This is a genomic window from Micromonospora sp. NPDC093243 (assembly GCF_044753725.1).
Lineage (GTDB): Bacteria > Actinomycetota > Actinomycetes > Mycobacteriales > Micromonosporaceae > Micromonospora.
Genome location: NZ_JBIVNT010000012.1, coordinates 62,123 through 76,469, shown reverse-complemented (window position 1 = coordinate 76,469; position 14,347 = coordinate 62,123). Strand labels below are relative to the sequence as shown.

General features: G+C 72.5%; 16 protein-coding genes. 8 read left to right on the top strand and 8 right to left on the bottom strand.

Annotated elements, in window-relative coordinates; translation table 11 throughout:
• Window positions 1-25 precede the first annotated feature (25 nt).
• Complete coding sequence (locus ACIP9D_RS30930) at window positions 26-1,198, bottom strand: acetyl-CoA C-acyltransferase (RefSeq protein ID WP_350876864.1); 1,173 nt, start codon at window positions 1,196-1,198, stop codon at window positions 26-28.
• A 135-nt stretch (window positions 1,199-1,333) separates the two neighbouring features.
• Between ACIP9D_RS30930 and ACIP9D_RS30925 the strand changes: the two genes are divergently transcribed.
• A complete protein-coding gene (locus tag ACIP9D_RS30925; protein ID WP_350876862.1) occupies window positions 1,334-1,768 on the top strand; it encodes a PH domain-containing protein in 435 nt (144 codons plus the stop codon).
• Between the two features lie 117 nt (window positions 1,769-1,885).
• Here ACIP9D_RS30925 and ACIP9D_RS30920 read toward each other — a convergent pair whose 3' ends face one another.
• Window positions 1,886-2,797, bottom strand: a complete 912-nt coding sequence (locus ACIP9D_RS30920; protein WP_350876860.1) for a rhomboid family intramembrane serine protease — start codon at window positions 2,795-2,797, stop codon at window positions 1,886-1,888.
• A 55-nt stretch (window positions 2,798-2,852) separates the two neighbouring features.
• Window positions 2,853-3,383: a peptidylprolyl isomerase gene (locus ACIP9D_RS30915; RefSeq protein WP_350876858.1), complete on the bottom strand. Its 531-nt coding sequence runs from the start codon at window positions 3,381-3,383 to the stop codon at window positions 2,853-2,855.
• Between the two features lie 84 nt (window positions 3,384-3,467).
• Here ACIP9D_RS30915 and ACIP9D_RS30910 point away from each other — a divergent pair, with 84 nt between their 5' ends.
• The gene (locus ACIP9D_RS30910; protein ID WP_350876856.1) at window positions 3,468-4,229 is read left to right on the top strand and encodes a hypothetical protein; all 762 of its coding nucleotides are present in this window, start codon (window positions 3,468-3,470) and stop codon (window positions 4,227-4,229) included.
• Window positions 4,230-4,332: 103 nt separating this feature from the next.
• On the opposite strand, the gene corA is transcribed toward ACIP9D_RS30910, so the two are convergent.
• The 4 genes from corA to ACIP9D_RS30890 all read right to left on the bottom strand — a co-directional run bounded on the left by corA (window position 4,333) and on the right by ACIP9D_RS30890 (window position 8,040).
• On the bottom strand, window positions 4,333-5,481 hold the full coding sequence (gene corA / locus ACIP9D_RS30905; protein ID WP_350876854.1) for a magnesium/cobalt transporter CorA: 1,149 nt from the start codon (window positions 5,479-5,481) through the stop codon (window positions 4,333-4,335).
• Between the two features lie 358 nt (window positions 5,482-5,839).
• The gene (locus tag ACIP9D_RS30900) at window positions 5,840-6,934 is read right to left on the bottom strand and encodes a PLP-dependent aminotransferase family protein (protein ID WP_350876852.1); all 1,095 of its coding nucleotides are present in this window, start codon (window positions 6,932-6,934) and stop codon (window positions 5,840-5,842) included.
• Between the two features lie 107 nt (window positions 6,935-7,041).
• A complete protein-coding gene (locus ACIP9D_RS30895; protein WP_350876850.1) occupies window positions 7,042-7,500 on the bottom strand; it encodes an ester cyclase in 459 nt (152 codons plus the stop codon).
• Between the two features lie 147 nt (window positions 7,501-7,647).
• Window positions 7,648-8,040 (bottom strand): CBS domain-containing protein, encoded by a 393-nt coding sequence (locus ACIP9D_RS30890; protein WP_350876848.1) that lies wholly within the window; start codon window positions 8,038-8,040, stop codon window positions 7,648-7,650.
• 114 nt (window positions 8,041-8,154) lie between these two features.
• On the opposite strand from ACIP9D_RS30890, the gene ACIP9D_RS30885 reads away from it, so the two are divergent.
• The 5 genes from ACIP9D_RS30885 to ACIP9D_RS30865 all read left to right on the top strand — a co-directional run bounded on the left by ACIP9D_RS30885 (window position 8,155) and on the right by ACIP9D_RS30865 (window position 11,936).
• Window positions 8,155-8,604: an NUDIX domain-containing protein gene (locus ACIP9D_RS30885; RefSeq protein ID WP_350876846.1), complete on the top strand. Its 450-nt coding sequence runs from the start codon at window positions 8,155-8,157 to the stop codon at window positions 8,602-8,604.
• Window positions 8,601-9,371, top strand: a complete 771-nt coding sequence (locus ACIP9D_RS30880; RefSeq protein ID WP_350876844.1) for a hypothetical protein — start codon at window positions 8,601-8,603, stop codon at window positions 9,369-9,371. The genes ACIP9D_RS30885 and ACIP9D_RS30880 overlap by 4 nt, the downstream gene beginning before the upstream one ends.
• Window positions 9,372-9,449: 78 nt before the next feature.
• Window positions 9,450-10,181 carry a phosphocholine cytidylyltransferase family protein gene (locus tag ACIP9D_RS30875; protein ID WP_350876842.1) on the top strand — a complete coding sequence of 244 codons (732 nt, stop codon included), beginning with the start codon at window positions 9,450-9,452 and terminating at the stop codon, window positions 10,179-10,181.
• The gene (locus ACIP9D_RS30870; RefSeq protein ID WP_350876840.1) at window positions 10,169-11,236 is read left to right on the top strand and encodes an iron-containing alcohol dehydrogenase family protein; all 1,068 of its coding nucleotides are present in this window, start codon (window positions 10,169-10,171) and stop codon (window positions 11,234-11,236) included. The genes ACIP9D_RS30875 and ACIP9D_RS30870 overlap by 13 nt, the downstream gene beginning before the upstream one ends.
• Window positions 11,220-11,936: a CDP-alcohol phosphatidyltransferase family protein gene (locus ACIP9D_RS30865; protein ID WP_350876838.1), complete on the top strand. Its 717-nt coding sequence runs from the start codon at window positions 11,220-11,222 to the stop codon at window positions 11,934-11,936. The genes ACIP9D_RS30870 and ACIP9D_RS30865 overlap by 17 nt, the downstream gene beginning before the upstream one ends.
• A gap of 109 nt (window positions 11,937-12,045) precedes the next feature.
• On the opposite strand, the gene ACIP9D_RS30860 is transcribed toward ACIP9D_RS30865, so the two are convergent.
• A complete protein-coding gene (locus ACIP9D_RS30860) occupies window positions 12,046-13,314 on the bottom strand; it encodes a glycosyltransferase (RefSeq protein ID WP_350876836.1) in 1,269 nt (422 codons plus the stop codon).
• 80 nt (window positions 13,315-13,394) lie between these two features.
• On the opposite strand from ACIP9D_RS30860, the gene ACIP9D_RS30855 reads away from it, so the two are divergent.
• Window positions 13,395-14,255 carry a DNA-formamidopyrimidine glycosylase family protein gene (locus tag ACIP9D_RS30855; protein WP_350876834.1) on the top strand — a complete coding sequence of 287 codons (861 nt, stop codon included), beginning with the start codon at window positions 13,395-13,397 and terminating at the stop codon, window positions 14,253-14,255.
• The last annotated feature ends 92 nt before the right edge of the window (window positions 14,256-14,347 follow it).

The following is a 14,347-nucleotide window of genomic DNA, read 5'->3' as shown; positions in this document are numbered from 1 at the left end:
CTGCTGGAGGGTGCGCCCCCGGTGCTCAGAGCAGCTCGACGATGGTGGCGTTGGCCATGCCGCCGCCCTCGCACATGGTCTGCAACCCGTAGCGGATCCCGTTGTCCCGCATGTGCTGGAGCATGGTGGTCATGATCCGGGCGCCGGAGCCGCCGAGCGGGTGCCCGAGGGCGATCGCGCCACCCCGCGGGTTGAGCCGGTCCGGGTCCGCCTCGGTCTCGGCGAGCCAGGCCAGCGGCACCGGGGCGAACGCCTCGTTCACCTCGTAGACGCCGATCTCCTCGATGCCCAGCCCAGCGCGGCGCAGCGCCTTCGCGGTGGCCGGGATGGGGGCGGTGAGCATGGTGACCGGGTCGTCGGCGGCCACGACCGCGGTGTGTACCCGGGCCAGCGGGCGCAGCCCGTGCCGGCTGGCCCAGTCGGAGGTGGTCACGGCGAGGGCCGCGGCCCCGTCCGAGATCTGCGAGGCCGAGCCGGCGGTGACCACGCCGTCGGGCCGGAACGGGGTGGCCAACTCGCCCAGCTTCTCCAGCGAGGTCTCCCGCCGGATGCCCTCGTCGGCGGCGAACTTGCCACCGTCCGCGAGCGCCACCGGGGCCAGCTCCGGGTCGAACGCGCCGGCGTCCTGCGCGGCGGCCGCCTTCTCGTGGCTGGCCAGCGCGAACTCGTCGAGCTGGGTGCGGGAGAACCGCCAGCGCTCGGCGATCAGCTCGGCGCCGACGCCCTGGTTGAACGGGAGCGGGGCGTCGTCGGCGAAGCCCTCGACGCCGCGGTAGCGGTCGCGGAGCTGGTCGCTGAACGGCATTCCGCCGCCCACGCTGGAGCCCATCGGCACCCGGGTCATCGACTCGACCCCGCCCGCGATCACCAGGTCGGCCTGGCCGGAGAGGACGGTCGCGGCCGCGAAGTGCAGCGCCTGCTGGCTGGAGCCGCACTGCCGGTCCAGCGTGGTGCCGGGCACCGACTCGGGCCACCCGGCGGCGAGCACAGCGTTGCGGGCGATGTTCCACGACTGCTCACCCACCTGCGACACGCAGCCCCAGAACACGTCGTCGACTCCGACCGGATCGAGGCCGGTGCGCTCGGCCAGCGCGCGCAGCACGTGCGCCGACAGGTCGACCGGATGCACACCGGCCAGGCTGCCCTTGCGCCGCCCCACGGGGGTGCGTACGGCGCCGACGATAACCGCGTCAGTCATATCTACTCCCCGGTAACCTGGGCTGCCCTCGATCCTACGTCCTTCCGGACCGGCCGTCCGCCCCCGGCTCGGGCCGGTGGGTCGGGCGCTGGGCCGGTGCCGCGTGGAGCGGGGGAACGCTGGCATGCTGGACGGGTGGATGACGCGACCCCGGTGCGGCAGTGGCGGGTGCCGGCGAGCCTGCCGGCGGCGAAGTTGGCCGGCGCGGTGCTGCTGGTCGCGCTCGGGCTGCTCTTCGCCGACGGTGACCCGGTACGGCTGGCGCTGGCGGCGCTGGTCGCCGCGGGGTTGGCCGGCTGGGCGGTACGCGATCTGGTCGCGCCGATCCGGCTGGCCATGGACGGCAGCGGGCTCACCGTCGCGCACGGCTTCGCCGGGCATCGGCAGCTGCCCTGGCCGGCGGTCGAGGCGATCACCGTGGACCGGCGGCCGCGACTGGGCCTGACCACCGAGGTGCTGGAGATCGACGCGGGCGAGTCCCTGCATCTCTTCGGCCGCTACGACCTGGGCACCTCTCCCGAGGAGGTCGCCGCGACCCTGCGCGCCGCCCGCCCGGGCACCGCCGCCTGATCCGCTCAGTCCGAGATCACGCTCGATCCGGGCAGTAGTGCTGTCAGAGCACCTTCGATGCCACTGCAACGGCGATATGGCACGACCTTGCGGAGCACGGCGCGGGCGCGGGCGGGGTCAGCCGGCCAGGAGTTGGGCGGTGCGGATCAGCGACAGGCCGATCAGGGCGAACACGATGATCGCCCCACCGGCGAGCTGCACCAGCGAGCGACGCCCCCGCGGGGCGTACGCCAGCACCAGGGCCATCAGCGTGCCGATCACCAGGCCGCCCAGGTGACCGGGGATCGAGATGCCCGGCACGGTCAGCGTGAAGACCAGGTTGATCACCAGGATCGGGATGACCTGGGAGATGTCCCGGCCCATCTTCCGTTCGATGACGATCAACGCGGCGAAGAGCCCGAAGATGGCCGTCGAGGCGCCGGCGGTGGCGGCGTTCGGGTCGCTGAACAGGTAGGCGGCGACGTTCCCGCCGAACCCGGCGATCAGGTAGAGCCCCAGGAAGCGCAGCGGGCCGAGGTTGGCCTCGAGCGAACGGCCGAGGACCCAGAGCGCCCACATGTTCAGCAGCAGGTGGATCACGCCGTAGTGCAGGAACATCGCGGTGATCAGGCGGTACCACTCGCCGTCGGCGATGCCCTGCGGCAGGAAGCCCGGCGGCGACATGCCGTAGACGGCGCCCCAGTTGGTGAGCGGAGTGCCACCACCCAGCAGGCCGCCGAAGCCGGAGCCGCCGACGGCCGCGTCCCCGCCCCGGTCGGAGGCGATGGAGAGGAGCATCAGCAGCACGTTCAGCGCGATCAGGGTCTTCGTCACGTAGCCGTGCCGGCCGGCGGCACCGCCACCGAAGGCGGTACGCGCCGGCCGGACGCTACGGCGTCCCTCGTTGACGCACTCCGGGCACTGGTGTCCGACCGACGCCTCGCGCATGCAGTCCGGGCAGATCGGCCGTTCGCAGCGGGTGCAGCGGACGTACGTCTCCCGGCCGGGGTGTCGGTAGCAGACCGGGGTGGTCGGCGGCGACTCGCTCACCGTGCCCACCCGCCGGAGCGCTCAGTCATGCGAGCAAAGGTACCTCGCGGACGCTTCAGGAGGCGCTGCGCTCGATCTCGACCCGCTCGATGACCACGTCCTGCAGCGGACGGTCGCTCGGGCCGGTCGGGGTGTTGGCGATCGAGTCGACGACCTTCGCCGACTGCTCGTCGGCGACCTGCCCGAAGATGGTGTGCCGGTTGTTCAGGTGCGGCGTCGGGCCGACGGTGATGAAGAACTGCGAGCCGTTGGTGCCCGGCCCGGCGTTCGCCATGGCGAGCAGGTACGGCCGGTCGAAGCGCAGCTCCGGGTGGAACTCGTCGGCGAACTTGTAGCCCGGGCCACCGCGACCGGTGCCGGTCGGGTCGCCCATCTGGATCATGAAGCCGCTGATCACCCGGTGCGAGATGGTGCCGTCGTAGTACGGCCCGTTGCCCGGCTGGCCGGTGCGCGGGTCGGTGTACTCGATGTTGCCCTCGGCCAGGTCGACGAAGTTGCGAACGGTCTTCGGCGCGTGGTTGGGGAAGAGCTCCAGCCGGATCGGGCCAGCGTTGGTGTGCAAGGTGGCGTAGACAGCCTCGGCCACGGGTACTCCTCACTCGTTGGTCAGTTCCATGCGGATCCTCCCATGTGCCCGATCTGGCATCGCGGAGGCATCCGAAGGTGGAGGATGACGAAGGAACAACTCCCAGGAGGTGGGACCGTGTTTGGAATGGGTCGACGCAAGTCCCAGGGGCAGCTCGCGAAGGCCGAGCTGAACCAGAGCGTCAGTCACCTGATGCAGGCAGCGACGTACGCCGCGAGGGGTGCCGGTAATACGGTCGGCCCGCGGGTCAAGTCGGCGCGGGACTACGTCGGACCGACGGCGGCGATGGTGCGTGACCGCGCCGCGACCGGCTGGGGGACGACGCTCACCTCGCTCGCACCGCTCGCCGCCGCCGCACGCGACGGCGCCGTGCAGGCGGGCTCGATGAACAGGAAGGCGAAGTCGAGGAACATGCGGATCAGCGGGAAGAAGAAGCAGCCGCGGCGTCGCGGCTCGATGATGACCGGCCTGCTCGCCGCCGGCGCGATCGCCGGCCTGGCCGGCGCGATGGCCATGCGGCGCCGTCGGGAGCAGCAGGAGTGGGCGGAGTACGACCCCAACCGCACGCTCGAGCCGATGCGTGACGAGGTCGACACCATCGAGGTGCAGACCCGCTCGACGGCGGGCGGCGCCAAGATGGCCGACAAGTCCGCCGGCCTGGGTGGCGGACCGGTCGGCGCCGGCAGCTCGGCCGTGGCCGGAGCGACCAGCACCGGCGCGAAGATCCAGCCGACGGAGAAGGTCCCCTCGGTGGCCGAGGGCGCCAAGGACACCTCCGGCCGCCCGGCCGACGACCTCACCAAGGCAACCGGCAAGGACACCGCCCGGACCAACGGGCGCCGCTGACCGCGGCAACAGCGGAAAGCGCCGGCGAGGCGGGGGTCACACCCCGCAACGCCGGCGCTTCCGCGTTCGGTCCAGTTTTCCCGCCCGGGCGGGCCGACCCGGGTCAGAGCCAGCCGTTGCGGCGGAACCACCGGTAGAGGCCGAGCGAGATGGCGAGCATCAGGGCGAGTACGACCGGATAGCCGTACGTCATCTTCAGCTCCGGCATGTCGTCGAAGTTCATCCCGTAGATGCCGGCGATGGCGGTCCACACCGCGGCGATGGCCGCCCAGGCGGCGATCTTGCGCATGTCGTTGTTCTGGTCGACGGTGACCTGGGCGAGCCGCGCCTGGAGGATGGAGTTCAGCAGGTCGTCGTAGGAGTTCACCTGCTCGACGGTGCGGCTGAGGTGGTCCTGCACGTCCCGGAAGTAGCGCCGGATCTCCTTCGGCACCTCCCGGTTGACCTGCGAGGTCAGCGTCAGCAGCGGCCGTTGCAGCGGCACCACGGCCCGCTTGAACTCCACTAGCTCGCGCTTCATCTGGTAGATGCGCTGGATCCGCCCGTGGCTGTTGCGGTCGAAGACCTCGGCCTCCAGCACGTCCAGGTCGTCCTCGAGCTGGTCGGCCACCTCCAGGTAGAGGTCGACCACCCGGTCGGTGACCGCGTAGGCGACGGCCCACGGCCCCTGGAGCAGCAGGTCCTGCTTGGTCTCCAGGTCGGCGCGGACCGGGGAGAGCCGGCAGGCGTCCCCGTGCCGGACGCTGATCAGGAAGTTCGGGCCGATGAAGAGCATCACCTGCCCGGTCTCCACCACCTCTGAGTTCTCGGTCAGCTCCGCGTGCTCGCAGTAGCGGGCGGTGCGCAGCACCAGGAAGCTCACCTCGCCGAACTGCTCCAGCTTGGGGCGCTGCTCGGCCTTCACCGCGTCCTCGACGGCGAGCTCGTGCAGGCCGTAGGTGTCCGCGATGGCGGTCATCTCCGCCAGCTCGGGCTGGTGCAGCCCGAGCCAGACGAAGCCGTGCTCCGCCCGGCGGGCCGCGGCCAGCGCGTCGGCGTAGTGCCAGTCGCCGGGCTGTCGCTTGCCGTCGATGTAGAGGGCGCAGTCGACGACCCCGCTGCGCCCCGGGCCGTCGGGGGCCGGGGTGGGCGGGGAGCCGTCGGCGTTGAGGATCCGGCTCATCGCCCGGACCGGGGCCGCCCAGGCTCTCGGTCGGAGCCCTCGCCCGCTCTGCTGTGGGGTTGTCCGGCCCTGCTCTGCCCGATCCGTCATCGCGCCCCCCTCTCCACGCTCCGCTGCGGCTTGCAGGTTACGCCGCACGGCGCGGTCACCGCCCGTGACGACTGGGTGAGCGGGCGGGGCCGGGCGGGCCGGGTCGCTTCGGGGGGTGAGGGGACGACGCGGCCCACCCGGCGCCCTGTGGGGGCGGGGGGTTGTGCTGGTCACGCCATTCGTCGTGTCGGTTGCGGCCGTCGACCCGGCCCGCCGGCCGGCACGCCGGGTGCCGGAGGCGGGGGGTGACGTCCGCTACACGTGGTGAATGACGCTCGCAGCATTGTGGGCCGCCGGTCGCCCGGGCGGGAGTCCCGGGACGGCCGGCACGGTCGTTCTGTCGGAAACCCGACAGATTTCAGCCGCGAACCGCCGTCACCGCCTCGGCCAACCGGCGGACGCCCTCGTCGATCTTGTCGGCGGTGACCGCCGAGAAGGCGAGCCGCAGGGCGTGTTGTCCGCCGTCGACCACGAAGTCGCTGCCCTTGACCACGGCCACCCCGCGCTCGGCGGCCGCCGGGGCGAGCCGGTCGACCAGCACGTCGTCCGGGAACTCCACCCAGAGGAAGTAGCCACCGTCCGGCTCGACGAACCGGGCCTGCGGGATGTGCCGGCGCAGCGACTCGGCGAGCACCCGGGCCCGCTCGCCCAGCGCGGCCCGGACGGTCTCGATCGAGCGGTCGATCTCACCGGAGACGCAGAACTGGTGCACGATCGCCTGGGCGACCATGCCCGGAGAGATGTAGAGGCTGGTCGCGTTCTTGGCGATGTCCGCGATCAGGTCCGTCGGGCCGACCAGGTAGCCCACCCGGACCCCGGGGCAGACCGTCTTGGTGAAGCTGGACGCGTGCACCACCACGTTGCGGGTGTCCAGCGAGAGCATCGACGGCAGCGCCTCGCCCCGGAACCGGATGTCGGCGTACGGGTCGTCCTCGAAGATGGTGAACTCGTACTCGGCGGCCAGGTCGAGCAGCTCGCGCCGCTTCTCCAGGGAGAGCGTCACGCCGGCCGGGTTCTGGTAGTTCGGGATGATGTGCGCCAGCCGGGGGCGGACCCCGGACTCCAGCAGCTTGCGCAGCTCGGCGGTGTCCAGGCCGTCCGGCTGGATCGAGACGCCGTGCAGCTCACTGCCCATCCGCTGCAGGTTGAGCAGCGTCCGGTCGTACGTCGGGCGTTCGACCACCACCGCGTCACCCGAACGGATCAGGTGGTCGAAGAGGAAGGCGTCGGCCTGCAACGAGCCGTTGGTGACCAGCACCTGCTCGGGTGTCACCCCGTGCTTCTCCGCGATCCACTTGCGCAGGGGCGGGTAGCCGACGGAGGTCCCGTACGCGGTGACCCCTGCGGGGTCGGCGTCGAACGCGCGGACGGCGGCGGCCTTGAGCCCCTCGACATCGACGATGTCCAGCGACGGAGCCCCACGGGCGAAGGAGATCAGCTGCTCGGCGGTCATGGCTGTTGAGCGTACGGGCGGCGACAGGGGGCACGCGGACGGCACGGCGATGTCCGCATCCTGAGCCACCGGGTCGGGTGACCTGGGCGGACCCGGTGGCTGGCAAGTCAGACCGGAAGGGCGAGCGGGTCGTGCTGCGGCTCACGGGAAAGCCCTTCAAGATGCAGCCCGAGCGCCGCCAGGAGCTGGCCCCAGTCGAAGTAGGACCGCCAGGCGGCGATCCGTCCTCGCCGGACCCGGACCACGTCCACCACGTCCCAGCTGACCGTCCGTCCGGTCGGCGCGACCGTGCCGAACGGTGAGTGCAGCACGCCCGTGTGGGTGCCGGTGAGCCGCTGCTCCACGGCCGCCCCACCGGCTGTCTGCACCCGACCGGCCGGGTCCACCCGCAGGTCGGGGAAGGCACCGGTCCAGGTACGCAGCAGGGCGGGCAGCTCGATCGGACGCACCGTGACGCCGGGCATCGAGTAGAAGGCGTCCCGGGCGTAGAGGTCCGGCAGCCGGGCGACGTCCCGCCGCAGGAGCATGGCGTACTGCTGCTCGACGAGCCGCTCGGCGCTGCGCATTCCGCCCTCCCCCGCGGTCGCGGCGTCTCCACTCCCGCAGGGAAATCCTTACCCGTCGATCCGGCCCGGCACACCTACGGGCACCGGGCGACCCGACGCCGGCCGTCGGCCCCGCGGCCGCTGGCCGGCGCCGGGCCGAAGGCCGGCTCAGCTCGTCGCGATCATCCGGTTGGCCGCCCAGACGCGCATGATGTCGCGGACCGAGATCACCCCGGCCACCTCACGGCCGTCGAGCACCACCAGGTGCCGGAAGCCGCCCCGGGCCATCGCCGCGGCCGCCTCCTCCAGCGTCCAGTCCGGCCCGGCGTAGACCACGTCCCAGGTCAGGTGCGCGCCGGTGCGCTCGACGTCGCAGTCCAACCCGGCACCGATGGCGTTGAGCACGTCACGTTCGGTCATGATCCCGACCCCCTCGGAGTCCGGGTCGATCACGACCGCCGACCCGATCCCGCGGGTCGACATCATCGTCGCCGCCTGACGGAGCGTGTGCTCCGGGCCGACCACGAGAACCTGGCTGGACATCGCTTCCCGTACCTGCATCACGCATCACCCCTTTGGGACGGTGGCATCCGGTACGGACATGGTGGGCCGTCGATGTTGCCGGGACAAGACCGGGCGTCGTCGCCACGCCGGTGGGCTCGCTAATGTCGGAGCGTGTCCACCGAGCCTCTGCGCTGCGCCGGCGCCCTGATCGTCCGCGACGACGGCCGCATCTTCTTTCAGCGCCGATCCCCGGAGCGACGGCTCTTTCCCGATTGCTGGGACGTGGTCGGTGGCCACCTGGAGCCCGGCGAGGACGTCGAGGCGGCGCTGCGCCGGGAGGTGACCGAGGAGACCGGCTGGACCGTCGCGGAGCTGCTCGGCCCGGTCGGCGACTACCGCTACGTCGGCGACGACGGCCTGCCACGCGTGGAGAGCGACTGGCTGGTCCGGGTCGACGGGGATCTCGACCGGCCCCGGTTGGAGGCGGGCAAGCACACCGAGTTCCGCTGGCTCGGCGAGCAGGACCTCGACCTCCTCGACGAGCATCGGCACGTCAACGACGGGCTGATCCGCCGGATCGCGGAGGAGGCGTTCGCCGCCCTGCGCTCGACCAGTCGGTGAACGAGGCCGTCGAGCTGGGGCCGCACCGGTTCGCCGGGCTGGCCGCCCCGGCGGTGGACCGGGCCGTCGCCGCGGGCATGCGCGCCGCCCGCGACGGCGGTGGCGCGGAGCTGTGCCAGCGGTACGGGGGGCCGGCGGCGACCGGCTTCCTGGTGGAGTTCCGCACCCGGCTCGCCGCGCCCGGTGGCGCGGTCGACGGGCCGGGGTTCGCCGCGCTCACCCGGCACCGCGATCCGGCGACCTGCCAGCGGGCGCTGGACAAGCAGGTGGCGCACGGCATGATCCACCGCCGGCTGGACGGTGGGCTCTCCGCCACCGAGCGCGGCGCCACCTTCCTGGCCGAGTTGCACCATCTGCACGGCGAGGTCACCGCCGAGTTGTGGGCCGGCCACGAGGAGCGGGTGCTCCGGCTAGTCGCGGCGCTCGGCCGGCTGCTGGCGTACGCGCTGGTGCTCGCCGAGGAGACCGGCACGACGGAGGGCACGGCGTTCGCCGCGCTGGCGCCACCGCACGAGCCGGACGGCACCCCGCCCGGTGTGCTGCTGCTCAACCGGCTCGACACGCTGCGTCACCAGCGGGCGGACGCGTACGCCGCCTCGTGGACCGCCGCCGGGCACACCGCGCCCAGCGTGGCCGCCCTGCCGCCCGGTCCCGAGCGGCAGGCGATCGAGTTGGAGACCGACCGCCGGGCGGCCGGCCCCTACACCGTGTTGACCGCCGAGGAGCGCCTGATCATGCTCGCCGATCTGGCGGCGCTGCCCGGCTGACCCGGTTGGCCGGAGCCGCACCCGCGCCCGGCGCTATCCTCCACCGGTGAACGGGAGATGTACGACGGGAGATGTCGCATGATCGGGATGGTGCTGGCGGCCGGGGCGGGGCGCCGGCTGCGCCCGTACACCGACACCCTGCCCAAGGCGCTCATCCCGGTGGACGGTGACGTCACGATCCTGGACATCGCCCTGGGCAACCTCGCCGAGGTGGGGCTGACCGAGGTCGTGATCGTGGTGGGCTACGCGGCCGACGCGGTCCGGGAGCGGCAGGCCGACCTGGAGAAGCGGTACGGCGTCACGCTGACGCTGGTGCACAACGACAAGGCCGAGGAGTGGAACAACGCCTACTCGCTCTGGCTGGCCCGGGAGCACTTCAGCCGGGGCGTGCTGCTGGTCAACGGGGACACCGTGCACCCGGTCAGCGTGGAGAAGACCCTGCTCGCCGAGCGCGGGCCGGGCATCCTGCTCGCCGTCGACACGCTCAAGCCGCTCGCCGAGGAGGAGATGAAGACCACCTTCGACGCGGCCGGTCAGCTCACCCGGATCACCAAGGTGATGGACCCGGGCGAGGCGTACGGGGAGTACATCGGCGCGACCCTGATCGAGCCGCAGGTGGCCGACGCGCTCGCCGACGCGCTTGAGGCGACCTGGCGGCGGGATCCGAACCTCTACTACGAAGACGGCTACCAGGAGTTCGCCGACCGCGGCGGCGAGGTGCGGGCGGCCCCGATCGGCGACGTGTCCTGGGTCGAGGTCGACAACCACGCCGACCTGGCCCGGGCCCGGGAGATCGCGTGCCACTACTAGCCCGTACGGTCAACACCCCGTTGTTGATCGAGGTCCGGCGGGGTGCGGTGGCGGACCTGGGTCCGCTCCTCGCCGACCGGCGGATCTCGGCCGGCGGCGACGTCGCGGTGGTGGTCGGCCCCGGTCAGGGTGAGAAGATCGTCGAGCTGTGCCGGCCCAGTCTGGGCTCGGCCGACGTGTTCACCGTCGCCGGCGGCACCATCGACGCCGCGAACGAGCTCGGTGACCGGCTCCGGTCCCGGTCCTACGACGCCGTGGTCGGCATCGGCGGCGGCAGGACCATCGACACCGCGAAGTACGCGGCCACCCGGTACGGCATCCCGATGGTGACCGTGGCGACGAGCCTCGCCAACGACGGCATCGCCTCGCCGACGGCCTCGCTGGACCACGAGGGCGGCAAGGGCTCCTACGGGGTGCACATCCCGATCGCGGTGATCGTCGATCTGGACTTCGTGGAGAACGGCCCGGACCGGCAGACCCAGGCCGGCATCGGCGACGCGGTCAGCAACGTGAACGCCTGCGCGGACTGGGAACTGGCCCACCAGGTCCGGGGCGAGCCGATCGACGGCCTCGCGGTGACCCTGGCCCGGACCGGCGCCGAGGCGTTGATCAACCACCCGGGCAAGATCACCGACGACGGCTTCCTCACCACGCTGGCCGAGGCGCTGATCCTCGGCGGGATCGCGAGTTCGGTGGCCGGGTCGACCCGCCCGGCCAGCGGCGGCGACCACGAGATCTCGCACGCCATCGACCACCTCTTTCCCGGCACCGCCTCGCACGGCGAGCAGGTCGGGATCGGCGCCCTGTTCTGCACGTTCCTCCGCGGCGACCCCGAGCGGTTCAGCCAGCTCGCCCGCTGCCTGCACCGCCACGGCCTCGCCGTCACCCCGGCCGAGCTGGGGCTGACCGACGACCAGTTCGTCGAAGCGGTGCACTACGCGCCCGGCACCCGACCGGACCGATACACCATCCTCGAACACCTCGCGCTGTCCGCCGACGGCCTGCGGACCCGGCTTGGAGACTATGTTGACGCCCTTCGTGACCACCTTGGCTGAGCCGTCCCGGCCGACCGCGGCCGACTTCCACCGGACGAACCGGGGCGGTGGGCTGTTCAGCGAGTCGATCAGCCAGTGGCTGGGCGCCGCCTTCGCGGTCGGCGCGCACCGGATGGGGCTTCCGCCGACCGCGCTGACCCTCACCAACCTGGTGCTCGGCCTGGCCACCTCGGTCACCGCGGTCGCGCTCGCCGGCCCGGTGGCCACGGGCGACGTGCCGGCCTGGGTGGTCGGCGTGATCGCGCTGGTCGGCTGGCAGGTGGCGTACGCCCTGGACTGCGCGGACGGTCAGCTCGCCCGGGTGACCGACCAGCGCAGCGCGGCCGGCGCCCGGATCGACGTGCTCTGCGACGTGGCCGCCCAGATCGCCCTGGTCGCGGCGCTCGCCGCGACCGCGGTGGCCCAGCAGCCGTCCACCCCGACCTGGCTGGTTGCCGCCTTCGCCGGCACCTGGATGGTCAACCTGGTCACCTCGGTGATGCAGGCCGGCCCGAACGCGGCGAGCATGGTCACCTCGACCTCGCTGCCGGTCCGGCTGGTGAAGCTGGTCCGCGACTACGGCGCGGTGATCTTCGTGGCCGCGCTGGTGCTCCTGCTCGCCCCGGCGCTGGCACTCTGGGTGATGATCGCCTTCACCGTCGTCAACGGCGGCTTCCTGCTCGCCAGCATCGCCTTCTCCGCCCGCGCCTCGCTCCGCTGACCCCCACCCCCTGCTTGATCGTGCTCGATCCGGGAATCAGTGGCGTCCGGCCTGCGCCGAAGCCCCTCTTCCCAGGATCGAGCGCGATCCTGCGGGCGCGCCGGGCGGGTCAGGCGCGGCTCGGGGTCCGGGACAGGCCGGCGTAGATGTCGATGAGCTGCTTGGTGACCACGTCGGGATGGAAGGTCCGCTCGTAGCGGGCCCGGGCAGCCGGGGCGAGCGCGGCGGCACCCGCCTGGGCGATCGGCAGGGCGGCGGCCAGCGCGGCCGGCTCCGGGGCCACCACCCAGCCGGCCTCTCCCGCCTCGATGCCGGCCGGCATCGGCGACCCGCCGCCCCCGGCGACGGCGGAGGCGACCTCGGCCGGCCCGGTGCCGGCCGGCTCGCGCGGAGCGTCCGCCCCCAGCAGGTACGGAATGCCACCGAGCGCGGTGCCGAGCACCGGCCGGCCGCTGGCCAGCGCCTCGATGATCACGGTCGGCAGCACGTCGTGCCACATCGACGCGGCGATCACCACCGCGCTCGCCTCGACCGCCGCGCGCACCCCGGCCCGGTCGAGCTGGCCCAGGTAGACCACGTCGGGGCGCTCGGCGGCGGCGGCCTCCACCAGCGGGCGCAACTCGCCGTCGCCGGCCACCCGCAGCGTGCCCAGCGCGCCCACCGGGTGCCGACGCCAGGCGTCCAGCAGCAGGTCGACGCCCTTCTCCGGGGAGAGCCGGGCCATGTAGAGGAACCCGTCGCCGAGCGGCGCGGGTCGACCCGGGTCCGGCACGGCGTTCGGCTTCACCACGATGCGTTCGTCCGGAATGCCGTAGTCGCGCAGGTGGTCGGCGATTGCCGAGGTGAGCGCGATGTACCGGTCCACCGACCGCCAGGTGCCCCGGTGCACGGCCAGGGTGGTCGCCATCAGCGCGCTCTGCGCCGCCGAGTCGCGGTAGCAGCGGTGCTTGATCGCCGGTACGCCCAGCGCCCGGCCCTTGCAGTCCTGACAGATCACGCCGTCGCGGAAGTAGATCCCCGAGGAGCAGACCTGCCGGTAGTTGTGCACCGTCTGCACCACCGGCACGCCGTGCCGGTGCGCGGTCCGCACCACCCAGGGCGAGAGCAGGGGGTACGGGTTGTGCAGGTGCAGCACGTCCGGCCGGTGCTCGGTGAGCAGCCGGCTCAGGTCGTGCTGGGCCCGCGGCGCCCAGATCGGCGAGATCGGCAGCAGCGCCTTCGCCGCCTTCGACATCGACGGGATCTCGTCCGAGCTGCGGATGAACGGCAGCACCTCGACGCCGGCGGCGGTGAGCTGGCCGATCTCCGAGTCGACGATGGTGTTCTCGCCGGAGGGCTGGGCTTCCCGGTACCGGTTGTGCGCCACCACGATTCTCACAGAGCTCGCCTTTCGTTCGCGATTGCGGGACTCGCAAGCTCATTCCTCGCGCTCACCGGAAAGAAGGCTACCGTTATGTCGTGCCCGAACTACCGGAGGTTGAGGCGCTCGCGGGTTACCTGCGGCAGCGCGCGGTGGGGCGGCGGGTCGACCGGCTCGAGGTCGCCGCGATCAGCGCCCTGAAGACGTACGACCCGGCGCCGACCGCGGTCGCCGGCCGGGCGGTGATCGACGCCCGGCGGCACGGCAAGTTCCTCGACGTGCTCTTCGACGGCGACCTGCACCTGGTGGTCCACCTCGCCCGGGCCGGCTGGCTGCACTACCGGGAGGCCTTCCCGTCCGCGGCACCGCTCCGCCCCGGCAAGGGCCCGATCGCCCTACGGGTCCGCCTCGACGACGGTTCCGGCTTCGACCTCACCGAGGCCGGCACCCAGAAGAAGCTCGCCGCCTACCTGGTGACCGATCCGGCGGCGGTGCCGGGGGTGGCCAAGCTCGGCCCGGACGCGCTCGCCGCCGACCTGCCCACCTTCACCGAGCAGCTCCGCAGCCGGCGCGGCCAGGTGAAGGGGGTGCTGACCGACCAGGCGGTGCTGGCCGGGGTGGGTAACGCCTACTCCGACGAGATCCTGCACGCGGCGAAGCTGTCGCCGTTCGCGCTCACCAACAAGCTGACCGACGGCCAACTGGCCACCCTGCACGCGGCCACCCGGCAGGTGCTCGGCGACGCGGTCGACCGGTCGATGGGCCAGCGGGCGGCGGAGCTGAAGGGTGAGAAGCGCTCCGGGCTCAAGGTCCACGCCCGGACCGGGCTGCCCTGTCCGGTCTGCGGTGACACCGTCCGGGAGGTCTCCTTCGCCGACTCGAGCCTGCAGTACTGCCCGACCTGCCAGACCGCCGGCAAGCCGCTGGCTGACCGACGGTTGTCCCGGCTTGTACGGTGAGTAAGGCCACTCGCCGGTTACGGAGCGGAATCGACTGGAGCGTGCCGAAGGTCCCGGTCGGGAGTTCTTCCGACCCCGCCATCCATCGGTAT

Bases quoted from the DNA above. Each gene is read 5' to 3' on its own strand.
- ACIP9D_RS30875 (WP_350876842.1), top strand. From the start codon at position 9,450: ATGATCGGGATGGTGCTGGCGGCCGGGGCGGGGCGCCGGCTGCGCCCG.
- ACIP9D_RS30900 (WP_350876852.1), bottom strand. From the start codon at position 6,934: ATGACCGCCGAGCAGCTGATCTCCTTCGCCCGTGGGGCTCCGTCGCTG.
- ACIP9D_RS30930 (WP_350876864.1), bottom strand. From the start codon at position 1,198: ATGACTGACGCGGTTATCGTCGGCGCCGTACGCACCCCCGTGGGGCGG.
- ACIP9D_RS30910 (WP_350876856.1), top strand. From the start codon at position 3,468: ATGACGAAGGAACAACTCCCAGGAGGTGGGACCGTGTTTGGAATGGGT.
- ACIP9D_RS30895 (WP_350876850.1), bottom strand. From the start codon at position 7,500: ATGCGCAGCGCCGAGCGGCTCGTCGAGCAGCAGTACGCCATGCTCCTG.
- corA (WP_350876854.1), bottom strand. From the start codon at position 5,481: ATGACGGATCGGGCAGAGCAGGGCCGGACAACCCCACAGCAGAGCGGG.
- ACIP9D_RS30890 (WP_350876848.1), bottom strand. From the start codon at position 8,040: ATGCAGGTACGGGAAGCGATGTCCAGCCAGGTTCTCGTGGTCGGCCCG.